Here is a 24,753-nt window from a genome sequence, read left to right on the forward strand (position 1 = left end):
ACGCCAGTGGCGTTTTTTCCGACAATGAAGGCAAAGAAAGAGTGACGTGATGGATGAAATTTTGGAAACGATGGCTTTGTTTTCTCACGAGCGATGAGGAAGAGGAAGGGAACGAACAGCGAGCGAATTCCCCTCTGTCGGCCAGCATGCCCGAACGCGGCGCGGTGAATGTCATTTACCAATATCCGCAAGGCCGCTTCCGCTTTCCGTTGATTCCGGATGACCAGCCCGGTGAAAATCGGGAAAGGTCGGGGCGGGCGAAAAGCGAGGCATCCCGGCCGCTGCCGAGTCGGCGCCCGTCGGCTGGCGTTTCAAGGGAAATAGCGGAAAAACGGCCGTTCCGCCCGTCCGATGTGCCATCCCCGGTTTTTGGATATGATCGGAATCGGGGGAAACAGCGGCAACGAGCGGATGAACCCGGGCTGACCGGTGCGGGGGACATGGAGAATCGGAGCGATGAGGCGGTTCGGGAAGAGGCCCTCCGCGGCGAAGCGACACGGCGAGACGCGCGAGAGGGCACGAAAAGCCGGGCGGCTGAACCGCCAAAAGAAGAGGCGCCTTTGGCCAAGGGGGCAGAGGAATGGAACGAAGACGCGAGCGGAGCGATGCCCGCGGCTGTTATGGAAACGGAAGGAAAACATGAGCTGGCGCCGGCGGCAGGGCAGGAAGAACGTGATGCCGAGGCGGATGAAAAGAAAGGGCAGGAGCTGGACGAACGAGGCAACGAACGCGCGCCGCACGCAACAGACGGCGGCTTGGAGAGCGAAGGACGAGGGGTGCCGTCACAGATGAGGAAGAATGGAGACGGAGGGAGCGCTTCTTCGACAGAACAGCGGGAGACGACCCCAGATCGCGAAATCCGTCACTCGGCGGCGCCCGCGGGCCGGGAGGAGGCTTCCCGCCCCGAACGAACGCGCATCCCGTATAATGTGATCATGTTAAAGCAAGATTGGCGCAAACTCGAAGAAAAGGCGGCGAATCGATCGAACAGCTGCGTACTGCCGCCATTGGCGCTTCTTGAACCGCCCGAGAAAGCGGCCGAACGCGACGAGCAGTGGCTTCGCGACCAATGCCAGCGTTTGGACCGGACGTTTGCGAGCTTCCATATCGGCGCCAAAGTCGTTGGGGCGACGCAAGGACCGACGGTGACGCGGTTTGAAGTGCAGCCGGATTTAGGAGTGAAAGTGAGCAAGATTACGAGTTTAATCGATGATATCAAACTCAGTCTGGCGGCGAAGGACATTCGCATCGAGGCGCCGATCCCGGGAAAACGGACGATCGGCATTGAAGTGCCGAACCGAACGAGCCGTCCGGTGCGCCTGCGGGAAATTTTAGAAAGCGAAGCGTTCCGTAAAAGCCCATCGCCGCTTACCGTGGCGCTTGGGCTTGACATTAGCGGTGCGCCGGTCGTGACTGACATCCGAAAAATGCCGCATGGGCTGATCGCCGGGGCGACCGGGTCGGGAAAAAGCGTATGCATGAACGCGATGCTTATCAGCATGTTGTATAAAGCAGCGCCGCACGAAGTGAAATGGCTGCTTATTGATCCAAAAATGGTCGAACTGGCGCCGTACAACGGGCTGCCGCATTTGCTCAGCCCGGTGATCACCGAGGCGAAGGCGGCGGCGGGGGCGCTCAAGTGGGCGGTCGGCGAAATGGAACGGCGGTATGAACAGTTTGTCCACGCCGGCGTGCGCGATATTGAAAAGTATAACGCCCATCTTCGCGAACGCGGAAGCAGCGAGCCGCCGCTGCCGTACATCGTCATCGTCATTGATGAGCTAGCGGACCTCATGATGGCCGCTCCAGCCGATGTCGAAGAATCGATTTGCCGGCTGGCGCAAAAAGCGCGGGCGTGCGGCATCCATCTGCTGATCGCGACGCAGCGGCCGTCGGTCGATGTCCTCACGGGATTGATCAAGGCGAACATTCCGACGCGCATTGCGTTTTCCGTCTCCTCCCAAGTCGATTCGCGCACCATTTTAGATGTGAATGGGGCTGAGCGGCTGCTTGGGCGCGGCGATATGCTGTTTTTGGAAAATGGTTCGGCCAAGCCGGTGCGGCTGCAAGGCTGCTTTATTTCTGATGAGGAGATCGAGCGGGTGGCAGCGCACGTGAAAGAGAAGCAAGGCCCATCCTATCTGTTTGATCCGGACGATTTTCGGCAAACGGCGTCGATGGGCGGCGAGGATGACGAACTGTTCGAGGAGGCGTGCCGGTTTGTCATCGCCCAAGGAGGGGCGTCGACATCGAGCCTGCAGCGTCATTTCCGCATCGGCTACAACCGCGCTGCCCGGTTGATCGAGATGATGGAGGAACGAGGGTTGATTTCGGAGGCGCGCGGCAGCAAACCGCGCGATGTGTTGATGAGCGAGGATGAGTGGGAGCGCTGGCGCGAGCAGAACAGCTGAGGGCGGGCGGCCTCCTTTGGGCGGGCGGTAGTGTTTTGCCTCCTTGCGTGCTATAATGGGGAAATGAATGGTGCACCGCAATGAGAGAAATGGCAAAACGAGATGGATATCATATACTGTCTTACAGAGAGACGATGGTTGGAGGGCTTAACGATGACAGCTTACCATTTTGTAGGCATTAAAGGCACGGGGATGAGCGCGCTCGCGCAAGTGCTTCATGACCTTGGCTATACGGTGCAAGGGTCGGATGTAGAGAAATGGTTTTTCACGCAAAAGGCGCTTGAAGAGCGGGGAATCCCGGTGCTGCCTTTTTCGAAAGACAATATTCGTCCAGGTTATACGGTCATTGCCGGCAACGCATTTCCGGATACGCATGAGGAAATCGAGGCGGCCCGTCAGCTTGGTGTGCCTGTCATTCGTTACCATCGCTTTTTAGGCCAGCTGGCAGGCAAGTTTACGAGCATCGCGGTGACCGGTTCGCATGGAAAGACGACGACGACGGGGTTGCTTGCCCATGTGATGCAAGGAGCCCATCCAACGTCCTATTTGATCGGAGACGGCACGGGAAAAGGAGAACCAGGGAGCAAATACTTTGTGTTTGAAGCGTGCGAATACCGCCGGCACTTCCTTTCCTACTTTCCAGATTATGCGATCATGACAAATATTGACTTTGATCACCCGGATTATTTTGCCAATGTCGACGATGTGTTTTCCGCTTTCCAGCAAATGGCGAATCAAGTGAAAAAAGCGATCGTCGCCTGCGGGGATGATCCGTATTTGCCGAACATTCAGGCGAAAGTGCCGATTTTGTTTTATGGATTCGGCGAAGAAAACGATTTTCAGGCGCGCAATATCGTCAAGACGACGGAAGGGATGGCGTTTGATGTGTTCGTGCGCAACACATTTTTCGCTTCGTTTGCCATTCCGCGCTTCGGCACTCATAACGTATTGAATGCTCTCGCCGTGATCGCCCTCTGCCACTACGAAGGGGTGGATGCGGGCACGATCGCCAAGCGGCTGCAAACGTTCCAAGGCGTGAAGCGCCGCTTCAGTGAAAAAACGGTCGGGCGCCAAGTGCTGATCGATGATTACGCGCATCATCCACGCGAAATTACGGCGACATTGGAGGCGGCAAGGCAAAAATATCCGGGGCGCGAAGTGGTGGCGATTTTTCAGCCGCATACGTATACGCGGACGCAGACGTTTTTGCGCGAGTTTGCCGAAAGTTTGCTGCAAGCGGACCACGTGTATTTGTGCGACATTTTCGGCTCGGCGCGCGAACATGAGGGCAAGCTGACGATCCGTGATTTGCAGGCGCAAATTCCGCGTTCCCAGCTGCTTGAGGAACAAAACGTAGCCGTGTTGAAGCAGCATCAAGATGCGGTGTTGGTGTTCATGGGCGCCGGCGACATTCAAAAGTTTCAACAAGCGTACGAACGGGCCGTTCTTTCCGCCTGACGGCCGACAGGGAACGGGCTGTGATGAAGATGGCCCGTTTTTTCCTGTTTCAAAAAGGAAGCCGTCTTTTCTATGTCGAAGTTTGAAAGCGGGAAAAGATGGGTACAAAGGGAATGAAACGTTCGAATGGGCAAGGAGGGAATCGGGTGGAATGGCTTTTGTATGGAAGCGTGGCGCTCATCGCGCTTGCTTTTTTGCTGCTTGTTGTTTACATAGCCAGGACGCTCATCGTTTTGCAGGAAACGCTGCGCCGGCTGACGGCGGCGATCGACCATGCCGATGAGCAAGTGCAAACGGTGGCGAAAGAAGTTCGTGAACTTCTCCATACGGCCAACGGCATCGCCAGCGATGTGCAAAAAAAAGTAGAAACGCTAAATGGCGCAATCGAAGCGGTCGGAGAGATCGGCGGCACGATTCGTTCGCTCAACCGCGCGCTTCGGCAGGCGGCTGCCGGTTTGTCGGCGCGGGCGGGCCTGGGGCAAGGAAAATGGGGCAAGGCGTTGCGCTGGACAAATGTTTTGCTCGATTTACGGGAAAAATGGAGAAAAAACAATCGTTAAAGGAGGGTGTATCGAATGGCGAAAAATAACGGTGGATTTTTGCTTGGCGCGCTGGTCGGCGGCATCGCCGGCGCGGCTGCTGCGTTGTTTTTGACGAGCGAAAAAGGGCGGAAATGGCTGGCCGAGTGGAGCAACGATGAAACGTGGGAGCCGGTGAAAACAACGGCTGTCGAATGGTTGGAAACGGCGAAAGAGAAAACGAAGGAAATCGCCAACTTCATCCCGTTGAAATCCACGACGGCGCCAGCCGGCGGGGAAAACGATGGAGAGGAAGCCAAGGAGGCGACGATTCCGATTCCGCCATCCGCCGGGCCAGCCGACCGGGAAACGCTGCAAAAGCTGCTTGAGGAAGCCGAGGCGGCGCTTGATGACGCCGAGCAAAGCATCACGTCGCGAAAAGAAACAAAGAAACGGAGTGAAGGCGATGGGAATGGAGAAGCTGGAGACGATCGAACAGTTTGACCGCGTCATGAAGGAAACGGAGCGTTTTTTGTTCGTCAAGCATAGCCTCACCTGCCCGATCAGTCAAGCGGCGTTTGGCGAATGCGAGAAGTTCGCCGCAGACCATCCAGAGCTGGCGGTGTATTGCCTGTACGTCCAAGAGGCGCGGCCGCTCTCCAACTATATCGCCGAAACGACCGGGGTGAAACACGAGTCGCCGCAAGTGCTGCTGTTTGAAAACGGCCGCGTCGTCTGGCATGCGTCCCATTGGGCCATTACGTATGGCGCGCTCTCGGAGCATGTCGGCGCTTGACCGTCCGCCTTTACTGCGGGCGGTTTTTTGCACACTTTTTACTTTATCGCTTAAAAGCGTTTAATCAAAAAAGCATTTTTTTCGTGACAACGATAGCTCCATCGATTATAATAAACACTAATTAAACGACTTCGCTCTCCAAGACGGGGGCGCCGCTTGCCGGCAAGCGGCGAAAACAATGCACTACACTTGGCGAAAGGATGAGAAAAGCATGAGCAATGAGAGATTAGACGAACTGCGGGCGCGAGTCGATGAGATCAACTTGCAGCTGTTGAAACTGATCAATGAACGGGGGCGGCTCGTTCAGGAGATCGGAAAAATTAAAGAAGCGCAAGGGACGCACCGCTACGATCCGGTGCGCGAACGGAAAATGTTGGATCTCATTTCCGAGCATAACGATGGGCCGTTTGAAACATCGACGCTGCAGCACATTTTCAAGGAAATTTTTAAAGCAGCGCTCGAGCTGCAGGAAGACGATCACCGCAAGGCGCTCCTTGTCTCGCGGAAAAAGCATCCGGAAAACACGATTGTTGAAGTGAAAGGCGAGCGAATCGGCGACGGCAATCAATATTTCGTCATGGGCCCGTGCGCTGTGGAAAGCTATGAACAAGTCGCTGCGGTGGCGGAGGCCGTGAAAAAACAAGGGATCAAGCTGCTGCGCGGCGGCGCCTACAAACCGCGCACGTCGCCGTACGATTTCCAAGGGCTCGGCGTGGAAGGGCTGAAAATTTTGAAACGGATCGCCGATGAGTTTGATTTGGCGGTCATCAGTGAAATCGTCACCCCGGCGGACATTGAAATCGCCTTGGACTATATTGACGTCATCCAAATCGGCGCGCGCAACATGCAAAACTTTGAGCTGCTTAAGGCAGCCGGCCAAGTGAATAAGCCGATTTTGCTGAAGCGCGGCTTGGCGGCGACGATCGAAGAATTCATCAACGCCGCTGAGTACATCATGTCGCAAGGAAACGGGCAGATCATTTTGTGCGAGCGCGGCATCCGTACGTACGAGCGGGCGACGCGCAACACGCTCGACATTTCGGCTGTGCCGATTTTGAAGAAAGAAACGCACTTGCCGGTGTTCGTCGATGTCACCCACTCAACGGGGCGGCGCGATCTGCTCATCCCGTGCGCCAAAGCGGCCTTGGCGATCGGCGCCGACGGCGTCATGGCCGAAGTGCATCCGGACCCGGCCGTCGCCTTGTCCGATTCCGCCCAGCAAATGGACATCGCTCAATTCAACGAGTTTATGGAAGAAGTGCGCGCGTTCCAACGTCAGTTTGTTCAGGCGTAAGACGATCCCCTCGGTTGTTGCCCGAGGGGATTTTTTGATGAGATGGCGAGTGTTGGGGCAAACTACCCGTGAACGGTTTGTGAACAAACCGGCAAAATGGTTGCGATTTCGTTGCGAGTTGGCGATAATGTATCGTATGATAGTTGTACATACATTCGGAATTTGACCGGTTATCGGATCGAGCGAAAAGGAGTGAAACAAAATGACGGTAACGATTTATGATGTGGCGCGGGAGGCGAACGTCTCGATGGCGACCGTCTCGCGCGTCGTCAATGGCAACCCGAACGTCAAACCGTCGACGAGGAAAAAAGTGCTTGAGGCCATCGAACGGCTCGGCTACCGCCCGAACGCCGTGGCGCGGGGGCTCGCCAGCAAAAAAACGACGACGGTCGGAGTGATCATCCCGGATATTTCGAGCATTTTCTTCGCCGAACTGGCGCGCGGCATTGAGGACATCGCCACGATGTACAAGTACAACATCATTTTGAGCAACTCCGACCAAAACAAAGAAAAAGAGCTGCATTTGCTCAACACGATGCTCGCCAAGCAAGTGGACGGCCTGTTGTTTATGGGCGGGACGATCACCGAAGAGCACGTCGCCGAATTTCAAAAGTCGTCGGTGCCGATCGTGCTTGCGGCGACGATGGGACCGAACGAGATTCCCTCGGTCAACATCGACTACGAGCAGGCGGCGTTTGAAGCCGTGACGTATTTGCTGGAAAAAGGAAACCGCCGCATTGTCTATGTAACCGGTCCGACTGACGACCCGATCAACCAGCGGAAACTCGCCGGGTACCGACGTGCGCTTGAAGAACACGGCGCGCCGTATGAGGAAGAGCTCGTCATTGAGGGCGACAACTCGTACGACTCCGGCTTGGAGGCGTATGAGAAAATCACAGAGCTTGCCGAACGGCCGACGGCGGTGTTTGCCGGCACGGACGAAATGGCGCTCGGCATCATCCACAGCGCCCAAGACCACGGGGTGCGCGTGCCGGATGAACTGGAAGTCGTCGGTTTTGACAACACGCGATTGGCGACGATGGTGCGGCCGCGGCTGACGACCGTCGTGCAGCCGATGTACGACATCGGAGCGGTGGCGATGCGGCTCTTGACGAAGTATATGAACAAAGAGCCAGTGGACCACCATATCGTTGTCTTGCCGCACCGGCTTGAAGTGCGGGAGTCGACGAAATGAAAAAAGCTGGCCTCAACATGGGGGCCAGCTTCTTGCTTGCTTTGCTCCATTTCTTTTTTGACGGCTGCAATCGCCTTGCAGTCGGCCCGTTTTTCGGTGAAAACGGAAGTTGACTAGGAAAACAGGACGTAGAAATCCGTTGTTTTCTGTAAATGGAGAAAAAAATCAAGTCCCCGCCCGGCGTTGACTGCGAATGAAATACAACGCCTTTTCCACCGTTTGCGCATTTTTTTCGCTGATCTCCGCCTTGCGCGGGATCGGGGGATACAAGTCATCCGGGTCGTCCCACTCAAGCGGAAGCGCGACGGGTGAAAGCGGTTGCCAACGTTCGCGCCACTCATCCGGCAGCGGGCCGGACACATCGGCTTGTCCCGTCATCTCGAGCCAAAGGAGCGCCCATGCCCGCGGCACGACGCGCCAGATGTCATAGCCGCCGCCGCCGACGGCGATCCAGCGTCCGCCGCAATATTCATGCGCGATTTCGTGCGCGAGTTTCGGAATGGCGCGGTACGTTTTCATCGTCACCGACAAATGGGTGAGCGGATCGTAATAGTGGGCGTCGACGCCGTTTTGCGTCACGATGACATCCGGGCGGAAAAAGTCGGCGATTTCCCGAAGCGCGGTCGTATAGGCGGCGATCCATGATTCGTCTTCCGTGAACGCATCAACGGGAATGTTGAACGAATAGCCGTAGCCTGCGCCTAAGCCGCGCTCGTTGACATTTCCGGTCCCTGGGAACAAATAGCGCCCCGTTTCATGAATGGAAAACGTGCAAACGTTCGGATCGTCGTAAAACGCCCATTGCACCCCGTCGCCGTGGTGGGCGTCCGTGTCGACGTACAACACGCGCAGTCCGTATTTCTCCCGGATGTATTGAATGGCGACCGCGCTGTCGTTGTAGACGCAAAAGCCGGACGCTTTGCCGAGGAAGCCGTGGTGCAGACCGCCGCCAAGGTTGAGCGCATGCTCGGCCGCTCCGGAAAGAACTGCGTCGACGGCGGTGAGGGTGCTGCCGACCAAAAGAGCGCTCGCTTCGTGCATGTTTGGGAAAATCGGCGTATCCTCGGTGCCAAGGCCGTAGTTTTGCGCCGCCGCTTCCGACAGCTCGCCGCGCCCGGCCGCTTTCACCGCCTCGATGTAGGAGCGGTCGTGAATGAGCGCCAGCTCGTCATCGGTCGCCATGCGCGGGGCGACGATCTGGCGGTCTTCGAGCGCGCCGAGCGTGCAAAGCAAGTCGTATGTCATTTTGACCCGCAGCTGGTTGAACGGATGGTCGTCATGAAATTTGTACTGAAGAAATTGCTCGCTATAGACGAATGCGCAGTTTCGGCTCATGACGTAACCCCCGGCAAGTTCGGCCATAGCACGTGATAGCCGGCGTTTTGCAAATCGCGGATCAATGGAAGCGGATTCATCGTCTGCACGCGGAAAACTAAAATTTTCTCATTCGGATCCGGAGCTGGATACACCAAGACGCTGGCGATGTTCACATGGCGCTCGCTGATGATGGCCGCCGCTTTGCTTAACATGCCGGTTTCGTTCGGCACTTTGATCTCGATTTGCGACCCCGGCTGGTGAACGCCGGTCAATTCAATGAACGTGCGGAGCAAATCCGTTTGCGTGATGATGCCGACGAGTTTCCCGTGATTGACGATCGGCAGACAGCCGATTCGGTGTTCGTAAAAGAGCGCCGCCACCTCCTCGACGAAATCGAGCGGATGGCCGACGATGAGGTCGGTTTTCATAATCGTGCTGACCGGTTTTTGCAAGTCTTCAAGATGTTCATGAAGATGGAAAATGGACGGGCTCGCGTCGCGCAAATCTTGGCTCGTCACAAGCCCCAGAAGACGTCCTTCCTCGTCGACGACCGGCAGATGGCGGATGCGGTGATGTCTTAGCAGCTGCAGCGCTTCGGCGATTGTATTGGTGGCGCGAAGCGTGATAACCGGTGCTTTCATCACTTGTTCGACAAGCATCGTTCTCCTCTCCCCTTTGTGCGTGGCATTTTATGCGCGCCGCCCGCAACCGGCAAGGCGGGCGCAAACGTCCGGACAGCTGAGAATTTCAGCTAGTACATATAGCGGTTCATAAACCGAAGCCGGTCGAACCGTTGAATCGATTCGGCGTCGACCCGTTTGCCAATGCGGACCATGAGGCAGTTCGCCGGATGGGAGCAAATTTCCGGGTCGTCGGTCGCATACCAGACGAGCCCGCCGGCGTTCATCATTTTCTCCATCACTTTTCGGTACTCCCATACGTTCAGCCCCGTGCCTTTTAGATCCCAATGCCAATAATACTCCGTTGTAATGATGATATAGTCTTCCATGGCGTCGTCCATCATCGAGACGATCAATAAATTTTTTCCGACGCCAAACCCGCGGAACTCCGGAATGACTTCAATGGCGCCAAGCTCGAGCAAATTTTCCATGTTCCCTTCCGACCAACGTTCGAGAGGATCAGGATACAAAAACGTCACATACCCGACAATCACCTCGCCGCGGCGGGCGATGATGATCCGCCCTTCCGGCAGCTTGGCGATTTCGATCAACGCTTTGTGCTGTTTGGCAGGCGGGCGGAAGGAAGTGAGGTCATGGTGGAATTCATAGCTGGCCAACGCTTCCGGCGTCACCGGCCCTTCGATGAGGAGCGTTCCTTTCGGGGTTTTCAGCTCTTTGGCGTTATACGTTTTTTTATGTTCCATTCGTCCACCACCTGAATTGGTCGTTCTGCTTCCATTATACATAAAAACGGCGCCGGCTGGTGCGGTTCAAAAAAATTTCAAAAAAGTGGGGACGAGGAATATTTTAAAAATTGAGAAATGGTTTTCAATCGACTATAATAGAAATGTAATCACTTACATAAGGGGGATCGGAGAATGAACACAGAACGGCTTCCTGTCATACAAGGGGACTACAATTTGAAAAACTACGAAGAAACATATAAACAGTTTCAATGGTCGGAAGTGGAGAAAGAGTTTTCTTGGCATGAAACGGGCCGAGTTAACATGGCGTATGAGGCGATCGACCGCCATGCTGAGTCGTTCCGTAAAAATAAAGTGGCGCTCTATTACCGCGACGCGGTGCGGAACGAGAAATATACGTTCAAAGAAATGAAAGAGATGTCCAATAAGGTGGCGAACGTCTTAAAACAGGCGGCGGACATTCAGAAGGGCGACCGTGTGTTCGTGTTCATGCCGCGTTCTCCGGAACTGTACTTTGCGGTGCTTGGGATCATTAAAACCGGCGCCATCGTCGGGCCGTTGTTTGAGGCGTTCATGGAAGGAGCGGTGCGCGACCGTCTTGAAGACAGCGGGGCGAAGGCGATCATTACGACGCCGGAGCTTCTGCCGCGCGTGCCGGTCGGCGATTTGCCGGAGTTGAAGTACGTCTTTTTGGTCGGCGACGGCATTGTCGAGGAAGGGCCGTACATCGATTTGAAAAAGCGGATGAATGAGGCAAGCAAGCATTTCGACATCGAATGGGTCGACCGCCAAGACGGCTTGATTTTGCATTACACATCCGGTTCGACCGGCAAGCCGAAAGGCGTTTTGCACGTCCATAACGCGATGATTCAGCACTATCAAACGGCGAAATGGGTGCTCGACTTAAAAGAAGACGACATTTACTGGTGCACGGCTGACCCGGGGTGGGTGACCGGGACGTCGTACGGCATCTTCGGCCCGTGGCTGTGCGGAGCGTCAAGCGTCATCGTCGGCGGCCGCTTCAGCCCGGATGCTTGGTATCAAACGATCCAAGATTTCGGCGTCACCGTCTGGTACAGCGCGCCGACGGCGTTCCGCATGCTGATGGGCGCCGGCGATGAAGTCGTGAAAAAATATGATTTAAGCTCGCTCCGCCACATTTTGAGCGTCGGCGAGCCGCTCAACCCGGAAGTCATCCGCTGGGGGATGAAAGTGTTCGGCCGCCGCATCCATGATACGTGGTGGATGACGGAAACAGGCGGGCATCTCATTTGCAACTACCCGTGCATGGAAATCAAGCCGGGATCGATGGGGAAACCGATTCCGGGCGTTGAGGCGGCGATCATTGATGACCAAGGAAACGTCTTGCCGCCGTACCGGATGGGCAACTTGGCCATCAAAAAAGGCTGGCCGTCGATGATGAAAACGATTTGGAACAACCCGCAAAAATATGAATCATACTTTATCGGCGACTGGTACGTATCCGGCGATTCGGCCTACATGGATGAAGACGGCTACTTCTGGTTCCAAGGCCGTGTTGACGATGTCATCAACACATCCGGCGAACGCGTTGGGCCGTTTGAAGTCGAAAGCAAGCTCGTCGAGCATCCGGCCGTTGCCGAAGCCGGCGTCATCGGAAAGCCGGATCCGGTGCGCGGGGAAATCATCAAAGCGTTCATCGCGCTTCGCGAAGGGTACGAGCCGTCCGAGGAGCTGAAAGAAGACATCCGCCAATTTGTGAAAAAAGGGCTTGCCGCTCATGCCGCGCCGCGTGAGATCGAGTTCCGCGACAAACTGCCGAAAACGCGGAGCGGGAAAATCATGCGCCGCGTCCTAAAGGCGTGGGAGCTCAACTTGCCGACCGGCGATTTGTCGACGATGGAAGACTGATGAGCGAAAAGCGTCTGGAACATCCGCTGTTCCAGGCGCTGTTGTTCTTTTCAGGCTGGGGCCGAAGCGGGGCGGCTGCAAAGACGGTGATGGAACGGAAAACGCGGCCAACAGCGTGATTTCTCCATTTGAAAAACTTGATACATGCCCGTTTCCTCTTCGCTTAAGAACCATCCATTTGGCGAAAATCGTTGTGCTTTCCCCATCTTCACCAAACAAGAAGGGGTGTCCCAACAAGGATCGGGACACCCTCTTTTCGATCACCATATATACGCGCCAACTCTTTATTCAAAACGAATGGCATCTTCTAAAGAAAGCCAATCAAAGAAAGACAATCTTTTGGGTCAGCTCCTTGTCACTCTACGTCACCCGACGGCGGGGGAGAAGACGGCTCGCCGCTCTTTTGACGACCGGAATTGGGCGGCGAGGCGGACGGCAGCGAAACGAGGTTCGACGGCGCCGATTCCTGTCCGGCGATGTCCACAGCAGTGACGCAGTACGCGGCGCCCGGCTGCAGCGGCGAAAACGAGGCTGCCTCGTCCGCTTTAACAGCGGCGGCGAGGCGTCGTTCCCCCGTTTCGTTCACTAGATAGACGCGGTAGCCGATGACATCCGGCTCGTTATGGCGATTCCAGACGAGCTTGCCCCCTGCAAGCCGAGCGGCGGGTGGAGCCGGTGGACGGCCGTTTTCCTTTAATGTGGAGACGAGCGATGCATCGCCCGCCTGCCCTTCGCCGTTGATCCCCCAATCGGCGAGAAGCTTCGGATTCACGATCACTTCGCGAGTGACAAACTCTTCCGGCGTCGTCTCAAGCGCCACATAGCGGCGTCCGCCGATGACGACGACCCGGCTTTCCATCACTTCCTCGCCGCTTCCTTCCCGCGGTGCAAACTTCGTATTGTACAGATCGTAGCGGACGAGCCCGGCTTTTTCGCACGCGGCCGACGGGCTGAAGCCGCTCGCGGCGCAGTAAGCGCGGCGGACGATGCCGCCTGGCATGAGAAACCGCTTCGGCGGAGCGATGAGCTTCGGGTTTTCTTGATAGGCAGCATTGATCAACCGCGCCCATAACAGCTGGGTGCGCTGGCTGTAGGAAAGCCCTTTGTAGCGGGACTCAAGCGGCGCCGGCCGGTCATAGCCGATCCAAACGCCGAACGTGACGTTCGGATTGACGGCGATAAACCACGAATCGCGCTTGTCTTGCGATGTGCCGGTTTTTCCCGCCCAATCGGCGGAAAAGGTCAAGTAGCGCGGCACCGACGAGGCCGTTCCGCCGTGAAGCACATCGCGCATCATATCGATCATCAAGTACGACGTTTGCGGCGAAAACACCGGGACGGGTTTGCTTTGATGTTTGTAAACGATCTTTCCGTTTTTGTCCACAATCTTCTCAATCATGTAAGCGTCCACGAACGATCCGTAATTGGCGAACGTCGCATAGGCGTTGACGTTTTCCTCGACCGTGACGCCAATGTGCGTCCCGCCGATCGCCAAAGCTGGATTGGCCTCTTCTTGTTTGGCGACGCTCGTGACCCCCATTTTATGCAAATAGTCGATCGGATGGCGGGATCGAATTCTCATATACGTCCGAACAGCCGGAATGTTGAACGATTGCTGCAAGGCATAGCGCGCCGTGACGAGCCCGTGCGTTTTTCCGTCCGCGTTTTTCGGTGTATACGAACCGATCGAAAGCGGCAAGTCGGGAATGATCGTCGCCGGCTGGATGACGCCCATCTCCATCGCCGGCGCGTATACTAAGAGCGGTTTCATCGTTGACCCGTTGGACCGGTGCGCCTGGGTGGCGTGGTTCAACTGCTCGCGCCCATAATCGCGGCCGCCGACGAAGCTGATGATTTTTCCCGTTTTGTTTTCGATGAGCATCGCCCCGACTTCGACCGGTTGGCGATGGGGGATCATTTTTCCTGTTTTCTTGTCTTTGGTGTAATACACATTGTCGCTTCCGTAATACGGGTAGCGGGCGGCGATGCGTTGCATTTGTTCATAAATCTTTTTGTCGATCGTCGTATAAATCCGATATCCGCCTTGGCGCAACGCTTTTTCCGCCTCGCCGAGGTAGCGGCGGAAACGAGCGGGGTCGCGCTTCACCTCTTCCGGCTTATAGCCGTCGCGCTTGGCGAACGTCTCGGCGAGCACCTCTTTCGCCCGCCGCTCAATCTCCATCGTCAAAAACGGATATTGTTCAAACGGCGACGGCTTCGGGGCGGCGAAATGCTTCGCCACATCATAGGAAAGCGCTTCCTTATACTGTTTTTCCGAGATGTAGCCGGCCCGTTTCATCCGGTACAGCACCGTTTTCATCCGTTTCAATCCCGCCGAGAGATCCGATTTGACGCTGCCGTCAGCGGCAAACGGGGTGTAGACGAACGGGTTTTGCGGCAGTCCGGCCAAAAACGCCGCTTGAGCGAGATTCAACTCTTTGGCGTTGACGCCAAAGACGCCTTGGGCCGCGGCTTGGATGCCGGCGATGTTGCGCCCTGAAGAATTGCGGCCGAACGGAACGACGTTTAAATACGCCTCTAAAATGTCTTCTTTGGAAAAAAATTTCTCCAGACGAAGTGAAAGCAGCATTTCTTTCGCCTTCCGCTCAAACGACACCTCGTTCGTCAACATCTGGTTTTTGACGAGCTGCTGCGTAAGCGTGCTCCCGCCGCTTTTGACCGGCGAGTTGGTCAGCTCTTGAAACACGGCGCGGATGACGGCCTTCGGAACGACGCCGTCGTGTTCATAAAAATGTTCGTCTTCGGTCGCGATGATCGCCTGCACGACGTATGGCGACACCTCGGAAAGAGGCACCGCCTCGCGGTCAAGGTCGGACCGGAACCGGCCTAAATATACGCCGTTGGCAAAGTACATGTGGCTCGTTTCGCCGTAATGGTAAATCTCCTTTTTCATCTCGTCGGGCGAGGGAACGGGCATATCTTTGACCAAAAAGGCAAAATAGCCGGCGCCGGCGCCGATGGCAAAGCAGACAAGGCAGAGTGCGGCGATGAGCAAAATTAAGATGACGTTCCAAACCACATCGTATGTAAGGGAAAAATAATGCCACGCTTTTTCAAGAGAAATGGAAAGTTGGTTTCGCTTCATGCCAGCCCCCCTATGCGGCAAGTCATTATATATCAGTATACCATAGGAAGGGGAGGCATTGTGGAATTTTGCCGATTTTTCGCCGTTTGTGCGAAAAGCGTTAGGGTTGACAGCGAGCGCATCGCTATGGTAATAAGAATGTATATATTTCATATGAGAAAGCGATGATGGGAACAAGTAGCGGCTGCCTCCCTGGTGCAGAGAGCTGGCGGACGGTGCGAGCCAGTCCACAGGCAGGCGTGAATTACCTCCCTGAGCAGCGATGGCGAACGTTTTTGGCACCTAGTAGCCATCCGCCGGCCGGCGCCGTTATCCAAATGAGTGAGAAAGCACCATGCTTTCTAAGTAGGGTGGTACCGCGACGAACACTCGCCCCTTCATCACGGGCGGGTGTTTTCTTTTGCATGACATTTATAGAGAGGTGAAGGACATGGATTTGCTTGCGGAATTGCAATGGCGCGGGCTCGTCAACCAAACGACGGATGAAGACGGGTTGCGCAAGCTGTTGAATGAGGAGCGGGTGACGCTCTACTGCGGGTTTGACCCGACGGCGGACAGTTTGCATATCGGCAACTTGGCCGCCATTTTGACGCTGCGCCGCTTCCAGCAGGCGGGGCACCGGCCGATCGCCCTAGTCGGCGGAGCGACGGGGTTGATCGGCGACCCGAGCGGGAAAAAAAGCGAGCGCACGCTCAATGCCAAAGAAACCGTCGAGGCATGGAGCGCGCGTATTAAAGAACAGCTCGGCCGCTTTTTAGATTTTGAAGCGGACGGCAATCCGGCGAAAATCAAAAACAACTACGACTGGATCGGGCCGCTGGATGTCATTACGTTTTTGCGCGACGTCGGCAAGCATTTCAGCGTCAACTACATGATGGCGAAAGAGTCGGTTCAATCGCGCATCGAGACGGGCATTTCATTTACCGAGTTCAGCTATATGATGCTGCAGGCATACGATTTTCTCCGCCTGTACGAGACGGAAGGATGCCGCCTGCAAATCGGCGGGAGCGACCAATGGGGCAACATCACGGCAGGGCTTGAGCTTATTCGCAAAACGAAAGGCGAGGCGCGGGCGTTTGGCTTGACGATCCCGCTTGTGACGAAAGCGGACGGCACGAAATTCGGGAAAACGGAAAGCGGCACGATTTGGCTCGATAAAGAGAAAACATCGCCGTACGAGTTTTACCAGTTTTGGATCAACACCGACGACCGCGATGTGATCCGCTACTTGAAGTACTTTACGTTCCTGTCAAAAGAGGAAATCGAAGCGCTTGAACAAGAGCTTCGTGAAGCCCCAGAGAAGCGGGCGGCCCAAAAGGCGCTTGCTGAGGAAGTGACAAAGCTCGTGCACGGCGAAGAGGCGCTCAGGCAAGCGATTCGCATTTCTGAAGCGCTCTTTAGCGGCGACATTGCCAATTTGACAGCGGCGGAAATTGAGCAAGGGTTCAAAGATGTGCCGTCATTCGTTCATGAAGGAGGCGACGTTCCGCTTGTCGAGCTGCTCGTTTCTGCCGGCATTTCGCCATCGAAGCGGCAAGCGCGCGAAGACATCCAAAACGGCGCCATTTACGTCAACGGCGAGCGCCTTCAAGACGTCGGAGCCATATTAACGGCTGAACACCGCCTTGAGGGGCGGTTTACGGTCATCCGCCGCGGGAAGAAAAAGTATTATTTGATTCGCTACGCCTAAGAAAAAAGATCCGAAATGCATCGGCATTTCGGATCTTTTTTGCGCCTTAACGCGAGTAGAACTCGACGATGAGCGCTTCGTTGATTTCCGCCGGCAGTTCGGAACGCTCCGGCAAGCGGGTGTATGTCCCTTCCATTTTTTCCGGATTGAACGTCAAGTAATCCGGAATGTAGTTGTTCGCTTCGAGCGCTTCTTTAATCACTTGCAAGTTGCGCGATTTTTCGCGAACGGCGATCGTTTGTCCCGGTTTGACGCGGTACGACGGGATGTTGACACGGCTGCCGTCGACCAAAATGTGGCCGTGCGTCACGAGCTGGCGGGCTTGACGGCGCGTGCGGGCCAACCCTAAGCGATAGACGAGGTTGTCTAGGCGCGATTCTAACAAAATCATGAAGTTTTCGCCGTGTTTGCCCGGCATTTTGCCTGCTTCTTCAAACGTTTTGCGGAATTGGCGTTCGTTCACGCCGTACATATGGCGCAGCTTTTGTTTTTCTTGCAGCTGCAAGCCATATTCCGACAATTTCCGCCGTTGCCCCGGACCATGTTGGCCAGGCGGATACGGACGTTTTTGCAATTCTTTCCCCGTGCCGCTCAACGAGATGCCAAGGCGGCGGGAAATTTTCCACATTGGGCCAGTATAACGAGCCATTCGTTGCTCCTCCTTACGCTTTTATTCCCGTAAAATAAAAGCAGATGTGCGCCAACAATTATGGCCATTTTGTTTTCATGCATCCTCGCTCTCGCAGCTAAGAGTTACACGATGCACCTCGGCGGGTCGAGGAACAAAATGAACCATAAAAGTGGGCACAAAGGCTGCTATATTTTACACAAAGGCTATTATATGATTTTTAGAGGATAAAGTCAACATTTTGTTTCCCTTCTTCTCTATTTGTATGATATAATAAAAGATGCAATTTTTAGAAAAAATTTGTCATCCCATTCTCTCATTTGGAATGATGATGCCGGTTTGGGTGGAAAAGGCGATGAACAAGGAAGAAATGAAGCGGTATGAATCATTTAAACAAAAATTTTTCCACTGGTTTTTAGCGTTTCAGGACGATGGGCCGTTTTCGGCGGCGGCGGGCGAGTTGCTCGCGCTGCTAAAAGAAGAGCTGGCGCTCGAGCAAGCCGTTTTTTATTTGTACGACCCGGTGCGGGCTGCCTTTTATCCGGAAGCGGCCGCGGTTGGGACGCCGGACGCTGGGCCGATCGCGGCTGATGGAGAGCGGAAAGTCGCTGTTGTCGATGCCGGTGGGCCGCATATGGCGGCCCGGCTCTTTTTCATGCTTTCCGATGAGACGCCGGCGATGGTCGAGCTGATGTATCGAAAAGATGGCGGTTTTGACGAGCGGTTGTTGTGGGAGATCCGGACGGATTTGGCGCGATTGTTTCGGAAACTTAGCGCGGTGCTGCAAGGAGAGGGCGAAGAGAAACGGTATGGACAGCTGCATCACTTTGCCGCAAAAATTCATTCCTCGATGCATATCGATGTTGTGCTTGAAGAAATTATCCGCACGCTGCAAAACGTCTATCCATCATTCACCTACCACCTTCTGTTGTCGCATGACAACCATCTGCGCGGAAATTTGCCGATTAAAACGCTTGTATTGGATGAAAGGGAAAAACAGACGGCGGCGTTGCGGGCGTTTTTGACTGGACAAGTGCAATGCGAGGAGATGGAGGCGCCGCCGCGCTCGGTGCTGTACGCCCCGATTAAAGGGGTGCAGGCGGTGTATGGGGTGATTGAAATTATCGCCCCATACGCTGCGCCATTTCCAAAACGAGAGATTCATTTTATTTCGCTGCTGGCGAGCACGGCTGGAAGCGCGCTTGAGAACGCCAAGTTGTATGAACAGTCGCGCCGGCTTGTCGCCGATTTGCAGCTGATCAACGACACAATGCGCCAATTGAACGCCCGGCCGCGGCTTCATGAAGCCATTGAGTACATGGTATCGCAAATCCAACAATCGTTCGGCGCGGATGAAGTCGGTTTTTTCTTGTTTGCCGACGGCAAGCGGGAGCTTTTGCCAGGCAGCACGCCGTTTTTTTTCGACCATCGATCCGAGCCCTATATCGAATGGGTGGAAAAGCGGCGCCAAAGCGGAAATGACATTTTATTTGCCGGTGATGTATGCGTGTCCGCTTTCGGTTCGTTTCGTTCCATCATGGCGGCGCCGATGCAGCAAAACAAGGAAACGAAGGGACTGTGCATTGCGCTCGCCAGCGAGCCATACCGATTTACGTTTGAGATGTTTAAGCTCTTGGAATCCCTCGTTCAACATTCAACGCTGGCGTTTATGAACGCGATGCTGCGCGAAGAGCTCGAGAAGATGGTAGTCACCGATTATTTGACAAAGCTGCATACGCGCCGTTACTTGGACGAGGTGATCCAAACATCCATGGGATCCGATGCATCCGGGGCGCTCATTTTGTTTGACATTGACAACTTTAAGCAAATCAACGATGTGTACGGCCATCAAACGGGCGATGGGGTGCTCGTCCAAGTGGCTGAGACGGTGCGCGCCAACATTCGCGATGGCGATGTGGCGGCGCGTTGGGGCGGGGAAGAGCTGGCGGTGTATTTGCCGAAAGTGCCGCTGTCTGACGCCATTTCGATTGCCCGCCGCATCACAGAAAAAGTCAGAGAACAAACGATTCCGACGGTGACCGTTTCGTGCGGCGTGTCATGGTGGGAGCGCCAAGGCTGCGAGGATGCAAAACAGCTGTTCAAACGAGCCGACGCCGCGCTTTATATGGCAAAAGAGACGGGAAAAAACTGCATTTTTGTGCACGATGACTGTCATTTGTATAAGGTGTAAAAAAGAGGAATCCGGGCAAGCGGATTCCTTCTTCGCGCTTGGTGCGCTTTTTTCGTCAGGCGGAAATGAGCACGCTGGCAAACTGCTCCAAGTAGCGGCGGTCGATGTCATCGAAGCGGTTTTTCACCGGGCTGTCGATGTCAAGAACGCCGATGACGCGGTCGTCTTTGATGAGCGGCACGACGATTTCCGATTGAGACGCCGCATCGCAGGCGATATGGCCCGGGAATTGGTGAACGTCTGGAACGACCACCGTCCGCCGTTTGGCGGCCGCCGTGCCGCACACCCCTTTGCCGAACGGAATGCGCACGCATGCCGGCAAGCCTTGGAACGGGCCAAGCACAAGCTCCTCGCCGTCTGCGAGATAAAAACCGACCCAATTGATGTCGGTGAAAAACTGGTTGAGCAAGGCGGCTGCGTTCGCCAAGTTGGCGATGAAGTTGGGTTCCCCGGAAATGAGCGATTTCAGCTGTTCGATGACGAGCGCGTAATTTTCTTCGCGTGTTCCGTTGTAAGCCATGGGACGAAACATAGAACTAGCCTCCTTTTTCATCATGGTTGGAGCAGGACTCTGGCCTCAACATCCAGCAGGATGCAAGCAGGGAAATGGCTGATTCGCCTATTTTATGACGGCTGCGGGCGGTTGTCAACCGAAAGCGCCTCGCGGTCCATCCTCTCCCGTCCTTGGTGCAAGTCGGCGGCGCGATGGGCGTCGGATCCGTAGACGATTGGGATGCCCCGCCGCCGCGCCTCGGCGATCACGCCGCCCGGCGGATACGGCTCAAGGCAGAGCGGTTTGGCGGCGCCGGCGCCGTTGTAGTCCAATTCATAGCCGAACTGCTTGATGTCATCGAGAATGGCAACAATCCACTCATCCATTGGTTCCAAGCATGGGAAACGGCGTTGGAACTTGCGCACAAGCGTCATATGGCCGATGCGTCTCGGTTTGTAGCGGCCAAGCTCCGTGCGGATCGATTGCAGCACCGTTTCGTAGTAGGCGCGGTGGACGCGTTCGACCGATCCGAACAAGCGGACGATGTCGGCGAACATATCTTCGCTGTAATCAAGGCATACATATTGCCCTTCGTGGGCCAAAAAGTGAACCGATAAAATGCTGTCGTCAAGCAGCGGGCCGACCTCGTCGAGCAGGCGGGTTGTTTCTTCCTCAAAGCCAGGAATAAAATCGACTTCGAGCCCGACACGGATGGCAATGTCGTTTCGGTAGCGGGCTTTCACCTCAGCGACGGCGTGCAAATAGCGCTCAAGCTGGCTAAGCTTCATCGAACAGTCCTGGTTGGGCGTTGGATCGATAAACCGCTCAGGAAGCGGGGCATGCTCCGTAAAGGAAATGTCGGTATAGCCCAGTTCGATCGCGCGCTCTACATAGGCCTCAAGCGGATCTTGGCTTCCGTGCGGACAAAACGGCGTATGAATATGCCCGTCGCGCATGATCGATTTTCCTCCTTTCTTCCTTATGTATCATAGCAAAAATAGTGAAGATTCTTGTAAAAAAAATAAAAATTTTGGTCAAAAAATGTCGTTAACATGGTATCATAAAAACATTGAAAAACATATATTTTTGCCTTCTCCGCTATTTTCGTTTGTTCGATAGAAGTAGCTTGAATGCAAGGAGGGCATCAGCGGATGGGAATGGCATGGATCGTTCTGCTCCTCGGAGCGGGGGCAATCATATATAATCATGTGTACCGGAAGCGGATGTACCGGGAAATCGATCGGCTCGAGGAATGGAAAATCAACTTGATGAACCGGCCGGTGCCGGATGAGCTGGCGAAAGTGAAACAGCTGAATATGACAGGGGAGACGGAGCAGCTGTTTGAACGATGGCGCCAGCAATGGGACGACATTGTGGCAGTGAAGCTGCCGAATGTGGAAGAACAGCTGTTTGACGCGGAGCGGCTGCTTGACAAATACCGCTACCGGCAGGCGCGCCGGCTGCTTGGGCAGATCGCCGACGGATTGCGTCGTCTTGAGGAAGAAGTGCATGAAATCATTCATGAAGTGAATGAGTTGATCGGCAGCGAGGAACAAAGCCGGGCGGAGATCGAGGAGCTGCGTGCGGCTCACCGGGAAGCGAAAAAGGCGCTGCTTGCTTACCGTTATACGTTCGGTTCGGCTGCCGACTTGCTTGACGTCCGTTTAACGGAAGCGGAAAAGCAGTTTCAGCGGTTTGCCGAATTGACGGAAGCCGGCAACTATTTGGCGGCGCGCGATGTGGTTCTGACACTGAAGGAAGAGCTCGGCCGGCTCACAGCCATGATGGAAGAAATTCCCAAACTTCTTGGCGAATGCCAAACGTCGTTGCCAGCTCAGCTCGCTGAGTTGGCTGATGGCTATCGAGAGATGGAAGAGCGCGGATACATCCTTGACCATTTGCACATGGAGCGCACGCTTCAGGAAAAACGGGAAAAAATCGAGCAATGTCTGGCCATGATCCATGAGCTGCGCATCGAAGAAGCGAAGCAGATTGTCGCTGAGCTGAAAGAAGAGATCGACGCGCTCTACGATTTGCTCGAAAACGAAGTGCTCGCGCATCAATATGTGCAAACGGAAATGCCGCGCCTCAGCGGCATGCTTCAGGAGCTCGCCGCCGAGGCGAAGGAAACCGAGGCCGAGGCGCTGTTCGTCCAGCAAAGCTACCATTTGGCGCCAAGCGACCTCGAAAAGTACCGGAGCATCGAAAAGCAGCTGCACCAGTTGCAAAAGCGGTTTTTTCTCATTCAAGACCGCGTTGCCGAGGCGAAAACAGCGTATTCGCTCCTGAAAGAGGAGCTTGAGCAGCTTGTGTCCCAAATCGACCTCATGAAGGAAGAGCATGAACAGTTTCGAACGATGCTGCAGACGCTGCGCAAAGACGAATTGATCGCCCGCGAAAAGCTTGACGGCATGAGAAAAACATTGGCCGAGGCGCTCCGCCTTGTGCAAAAAAGCCGGCTGCCGGGGTTGCCTGAACCGTATGCGCTTGAATTGGCGGAAGCGAGACGCAGCTTGCAAGCCGTTGCCGCGCGTCTTGAAGAAAAGCCGCTTGACATGCCGGCGGTCGACCAAGCGTTGGAGGAGGCGAAAGCGGCTGTGGAACGGTTGTATGAGCGGACGGTGGAAATGATCGAACAGGCGACGCTGGCGGAGCGGACGATTCAATACGGCAACCGCTACCGCCGCCGCTATCCAGCGGTCCGCAAAGGGCTGGAAGAAGCCGAATTTTTATTTCGCCATTATGATTATGAGGAGGCGCTCCGGCAGGCGGTGGCGGCTGTTGAAGAAGTCGAGCCGGGCGCGTTTGACCGTGTGCAGAAATTATGGCAGGAGGATAACAGCCGCGAACAGTGATAAACCACCCGATCACGAGTATTGATTATCCATTATTTTACCTAAAAAACACAGAATCATATGGCTGAACACAAGCTTTTCTGCCTCTTCCCTCGAACAAGAACGCCGCCCGGAATATCTTGAATGAGGGGCTTCGTTTGCTGTCTTCGTAAGGCAGCCAAACCGTGGGACGCACGGGGATGGCTTGGCTGACAGCCTGCCGTGGGGCGGGTGTTCCCAAGAATCTCCCACCTCTAAGCGCAGGTGGGAGATTGTTCAATGGGTTTTTGGTGAATAATGTAAATGACGGTGTGTTTTCGTTGTCGATTGGCGCCTGTTTTGGTTAAGATGGACGATGTACAGCGATATTTTGCCGACAATGAGCGGAGGATGGAAGCGATGATTTATCTTGACAACAGTGCGACGACCAAACCATTTCCCGAGGTGATCGATTCGTTCGTCGCCGTCGCAACGAACTATTTTGCCAATCCGTCGTCGCTCCATGGGCTGGGCATGAAGGCGGAGCGGCTTTTGGCGCAGGCGCGTGAACAAATCGCCGCCATGCTGCGCGTTAAGCCGAACGAAATCGTTTTTACCTCCGGCGGAACGGAGGCGAACAATTTCGCCATCAAAGGGGTCGCCTGGCAATATCAGCGGCGCGGCCGGCATATCATTACGACGAAAATCGAGCATCCGTCTGTCGCTGAACCGTGCCGCCAGCTTGAGGAGCTTGGTTTTGAGGTGACGTACTTGCCGGTCGACCGCGAAGGAAGGGTATCGGTTGAGCAAGTGGAACGCGCGCTGCGCGACGATACGATTCTCGTGTCGGTCATGCACGTCAATAACGAAGTTGGCACGGTGCAGCCGATCGAAGAAATCGGCGCCCTCTTGTCCCGCTATCCGAAAACATTGTTTCACGTCGATCGGGTGCAAGGGATCAGCAAAGTGCCGCTCGACTTGAAGCAAGCCGGTGTCGATTTATGCACGATATCGGCGCATAAATTTCACGGATTGCGCGGCGCCGGCTTGCTTTACGTCCGTGAAGGCGTCCGCTTGGCGCCGTTGATTGCCGGCGGCGGGCAGGAGCGGCAGCTTCGGTCCGGAACGGAAAATGTCGCCGCCATCGTCGCGATGGCGAAGGCGCTTCGCTTGGCGCTCGAGCGCTACGAGCGGGACATCGGCCGGCTTCAAGCATTGAAAGACGAGTGGCTTGAAGCGCTCTTGGCGATTCCAGACATCGAGATCAACACGCCGCGCGATGGCGCCGCTCCTCATATCATCAACTTTTCGTTAAAGCGCGGCGTGAAGCCGGAAGTGTTTGTTCACGAACTGGAAAAAAGAGGAATCTACGTTTCGACGACGTCAGCCTGTTCATCGAAAAAAAAGGCGCCGAGCAAGACGCTTTTGGCCATGGGGCTTGGTGAAGACCGAGCCGAGCGCGGCATTCGCATCAGCTTGTCGTTTGACAACAGCCGGGAAGAAATCGCGCCGGCGGTGGCAGCGATCAAGCAGGCGATCAAAACATTAAGCGAGGTAACGGAATAAGAT

Annotated in this window: 19 protein-coding genes and 1 other annotated feature; of the genes, 12 read left to right on the forward strand and 7 right to left on the reverse strand. The window is 55.2% G+C overall.

The features are described from left to right. The first annotated feature begins 53 nt into the window (after positions 1-53). The 7 genes from JCR24_RS00415 to ccpA all read left to right on the forward strand — a co-directional run bounded on the left by JCR24_RS00415 (position 54) and on the right by ccpA (position 7,672). Positions 54-2,411: a DNA translocase FtsK gene (locus JCR24_RS00415; RefSeq protein WP_238979899.1), complete on the forward strand. Its 2,358-nt coding sequence runs from the start codon at positions 54-56 to the stop codon at positions 2,409-2,411. Between the two features lie 153 nt (positions 2,412-2,564). Then, positions 2,565-3,869 (forward strand): UDP-N-acetylmuramate--L-alanine ligase, encoded by a 1,305-nt coding sequence (murC, locus tag JCR24_RS00420; protein ID WP_011232289.1) that lies wholly within the window; start codon positions 2,565-2,567, stop codon positions 3,867-3,869. A 146-nt stretch (positions 3,870-4,015) separates the two neighbouring features. After that, positions 4,016-4,429, forward strand: coding sequence for a DUF948 domain-containing protein (locus tag JCR24_RS00425; RefSeq protein ID WP_011232288.1), 414 nt, complete (start codon positions 4,016-4,018; stop codon positions 4,427-4,429). A gap of 15 nt (positions 4,430-4,444) precedes the next feature. Next, entirely contained in the window at positions 4,445-4,891 is a 447-nt protein-coding gene (locus JCR24_RS00430; RefSeq protein WP_238979900.1) for a YtxH domain-containing protein, read from the forward strand. After that, entirely contained in the window at positions 4,854-5,183 is a 330-nt protein-coding gene (ytxJ, locus tag JCR24_RS00435; RefSeq protein ID WP_011232286.1) for a bacillithiol system redox-active protein YtxJ, read from the forward strand. Before JCR24_RS00430 ends, ytxJ begins: the two co-directional genes overlap by 38 nt. Before the next feature lie 211 nt (positions 5,184-5,394). Next, positions 5,395-6,477 (forward strand): bifunctional 3-deoxy-7-phosphoheptulonate synthase/chorismate mutase, encoded by a 1,083-nt coding sequence (locus JCR24_RS00440; protein ID WP_011232285.1) that lies wholly within the window; start codon positions 5,395-5,397, stop codon positions 6,475-6,477. A gap of 202 nt (positions 6,478-6,679) precedes the next feature. Further along, positions 6,680-7,672, forward strand: coding sequence for a catabolite control protein A (ccpA, locus tag JCR24_RS00445; RefSeq protein WP_015375640.1), 993 nt, complete (start codon positions 6,680-6,682; stop codon positions 7,670-7,672). A 165-nt stretch (positions 7,673-7,837) separates the two neighbouring features. Here the strand turns inward: ccpA and JCR24_RS00450 are convergent, their stop codons facing one another. The 3 genes from JCR24_RS00450 to JCR24_RS00460 all read right to left on the reverse strand — a co-directional run bounded on the left by JCR24_RS00450 (position 7,838) and on the right by JCR24_RS00460 (position 10,373). Beyond that, positions 7,838-9,007 carry an acetoin utilization protein AcuC gene (locus JCR24_RS00450; protein ID WP_238979901.1) on the reverse strand — a complete coding sequence of 390 codons (1,170 nt, stop codon included), beginning with the start codon at positions 9,005-9,007 and terminating at the stop codon, positions 7,838-7,840. After that, positions 9,004-9,648 carry an acetoin utilization AcuB family protein gene (locus tag JCR24_RS00455; protein WP_011232282.1) on the reverse strand — a complete coding sequence of 215 codons (645 nt, stop codon included), beginning with the start codon at positions 9,646-9,648 and terminating at the stop codon, positions 9,004-9,006. The genes JCR24_RS00450 and JCR24_RS00455 overlap by 4 nt, the downstream gene beginning before the upstream one ends. 92 nt (positions 9,649-9,740) lie before the next feature. Further along, entirely contained in the window at positions 9,741-10,373 is a 633-nt protein-coding gene (locus JCR24_RS00460; protein ID WP_011232281.1) for a GNAT family N-acetyltransferase, read from the reverse strand. Between the two features lie 174 nt (positions 10,374-10,547). On the opposite strand from JCR24_RS00460, the gene acsA reads away from it, so the two are divergent. Further along, positions 10,548-12,263: an acetate--CoA ligase gene (gene acsA / locus JCR24_RS00465; RefSeq protein ID WP_011232280.1), complete on the forward strand. Its 1,716-nt coding sequence runs from the start codon at positions 10,548-10,550 to the stop codon at positions 12,261-12,263. Between the two features lie 355 nt (positions 12,264-12,618). Here acsA and JCR24_RS00470 read toward each other — a convergent pair whose 3' ends face one another. Further along, positions 12,619-15,369 (reverse strand): transglycosylase domain-containing protein, encoded by a 2,751-nt coding sequence (locus JCR24_RS00470; protein ID WP_033845333.1) that lies wholly within the window; start codon positions 15,367-15,369, stop codon positions 12,619-12,621. Between the two features lie 155 nt (positions 15,370-15,524). After that, positions 15,525-15,749, forward strand: a binding site (T-box leader). Between the two features lie 50 nt (positions 15,750-15,799). Between JCR24_RS00470 and tyrS the strand changes: the two genes are divergently transcribed. Further along, positions 15,800-17,059 carry a tyrosine--tRNA ligase gene (gene tyrS / locus JCR24_RS00475; RefSeq protein WP_015375638.1) on the forward strand — a complete coding sequence of 420 codons (1,260 nt, stop codon included), beginning with the start codon at positions 15,800-15,802 and terminating at the stop codon, positions 17,057-17,059. Positions 17,060-17,105: 46 nt separating this feature from the next. On the opposite strand, the gene rpsD is transcribed toward tyrS, so the two are convergent. After that, positions 17,106-17,708, reverse strand: coding sequence for a 30S ribosomal protein S4 (gene rpsD, locus JCR24_RS00480; protein ID WP_011232276.1), 603 nt, complete (start codon positions 17,706-17,708; stop codon positions 17,106-17,108). A 310-nt stretch (positions 17,709-18,018) separates the two neighbouring features. Here rpsD and JCR24_RS00485 point away from each other — a divergent pair, with 310 nt between their 5' ends. Continuing rightward, positions 18,019-19,878 carry a sensor domain-containing diguanylate cyclase gene (locus JCR24_RS00485; protein WP_021322106.1) on the forward strand — a complete coding sequence of 620 codons (1,860 nt, stop codon included), beginning with the start codon at positions 18,019-18,021 and terminating at the stop codon, positions 19,876-19,878. A gap of 55 nt (positions 19,879-19,933) precedes the next feature. Here the strand turns inward: JCR24_RS00485 and JCR24_RS00490 are convergent, their stop codons facing one another. Further along, positions 19,934-20,410, reverse strand: coding sequence for a GAF domain-containing protein (locus tag JCR24_RS00490; protein WP_011232274.1), 477 nt, complete (start codon positions 20,408-20,410; stop codon positions 19,934-19,936). A gap of 92 nt (positions 20,411-20,502) precedes the next feature. Beyond that, positions 20,503-21,327, reverse strand: coding sequence for a histidinol-phosphatase HisJ (gene hisJ, locus JCR24_RS00495; protein ID WP_011232273.1), 825 nt, complete (start codon positions 21,325-21,327; stop codon positions 20,503-20,505). Between the two features lie 195 nt (positions 21,328-21,522). On the opposite strand from hisJ, the gene ezrA reads away from it, so the two are divergent. Both ezrA and JCR24_RS00505 read left to right on the forward strand, forming a co-directional pair. After that, the gene (ezrA, locus tag JCR24_RS00500) at positions 21,523-23,226 is read left to right on the forward strand and encodes a septation ring formation regulator EzrA (RefSeq protein ID WP_011232272.1); all 1,704 of its coding nucleotides are present in this window, start codon (positions 21,523-21,525) and stop codon (positions 23,224-23,226) included. A gap of 378 nt (positions 23,227-23,604) precedes the next feature. Beyond that, the gene (locus JCR24_RS00505; RefSeq protein WP_033014582.1) at positions 23,605-24,750 is read left to right on the forward strand and encodes a cysteine desulfurase family protein; all 1,146 of its coding nucleotides are present in this window, start codon (positions 23,605-23,607) and stop codon (positions 24,748-24,750) included. Positions 24,751-24,753: the final 3 nt, after the last annotated feature.

It is taken from the genome of Geobacillus sp. YHL (assembly GCF_022341265.1).
In the GTDB taxonomy this organism is placed as follows: Bacteria; Bacillota; Bacilli; order Bacillales; family Anoxybacillaceae; genus Geobacillus; species Geobacillus thermoleovorans.

Excerpts from the sequence above, each read along its gene's own strand:
- JCR24_RS00415 (WP_238979899.1), top strand. The coding sequence starts at position 54 with ATGAAATTTTGGAAACGATGGCTTTGTTTTCTCACGAGCGATGAGGAA.
- murC (WP_011232289.1), top strand. The coding sequence starts at position 2,565 with ATGACAGCTTACCATTTTGTAGGCATTAAAGGCACGGGGATGAGCGCG.
- JCR24_RS00430 (WP_238979900.1), top strand. The coding sequence starts at position 4,445 with ATGGCGAAAAATAACGGTGGATTTTTGCTTGGCGCGCTGGTCGGCGGC.
- ytxJ (WP_011232286.1), top strand. The coding sequence starts at position 4,854 with ATGGGAATGGAGAAGCTGGAGACGATCGAACAGTTTGACCGCGTCATG.
- JCR24_RS00440 (WP_011232285.1), top strand. The coding sequence starts at position 5,395 with ATGAGCAATGAGAGATTAGACGAACTGCGGGCGCGAGTCGATGAGATC.
- ccpA (WP_015375640.1), top strand. The coding sequence starts at position 6,680 with ATGACGGTAACGATTTATGATGTGGCGCGGGAGGCGAACGTCTCGATG.
- JCR24_RS00450 (WP_238979901.1), bottom strand. The coding sequence starts at position 9,007 with ATGAGCCGAAACTGCGCATTCGTCTATAGCGAGCAATTTCTTCAGTAC.
- JCR24_RS00455 (WP_011232282.1), bottom strand. The coding sequence starts at position 9,648 with ATGCTTGTCGAACAAGTGATGAAAGCACCGGTTATCACGCTTCGCGCC.
- JCR24_RS00460 (WP_011232281.1), bottom strand. The coding sequence starts at position 10,373 with ATGGAACATAAAAAAACGTATAACGCCAAAGAGCTGAAAACCCCGAAA.
- acsA (WP_011232280.1), top strand. The coding sequence starts at position 10,548 with ATGAACACAGAACGGCTTCCTGTCATACAAGGGGACTACAATTTGAAA.
- JCR24_RS00470 (WP_033845333.1), bottom strand. The coding sequence starts at position 15,369 with ATGAAGCGAAACCAACTTTCCATTTCTCTTGAAAAAGCGTGGCATTAT.
- tyrS (WP_015375638.1), top strand. The coding sequence starts at position 15,800 with ATGGATTTGCTTGCGGAATTGCAATGGCGCGGGCTCGTCAACCAAACG.
- rpsD (WP_011232276.1), bottom strand. The coding sequence starts at position 17,708 with ATGGCTCGTTATACTGGCCCAATGTGGAAAATTTCCCGCCGCCTTGGC.
- JCR24_RS00485 (WP_021322106.1), top strand. The coding sequence starts at position 18,019 with ATGCCGGTTTGGGTGGAAAAGGCGATGAACAAGGAAGAAATGAAGCGG.
- JCR24_RS00490 (WP_011232274.1), bottom strand. The coding sequence starts at position 20,410 with ATGTTTCGTCCCATGGCTTACAACGGAACACGCGAAGAAAATTACGCG.
- hisJ (WP_011232273.1), bottom strand. The coding sequence starts at position 21,327 with ATGCGCGACGGGCATATTCATACGCCGTTTTGTCCGCACGGAAGCCAA.
- ezrA (WP_011232272.1), top strand. The coding sequence starts at position 21,523 with ATGGGAATGGCATGGATCGTTCTGCTCCTCGGAGCGGGGGCAATCATA.
- JCR24_RS00505 (WP_033014582.1), top strand. The coding sequence starts at position 23,605 with ATGATTTATCTTGACAACAGTGCGACGACCAAACCATTTCCCGAGGTG.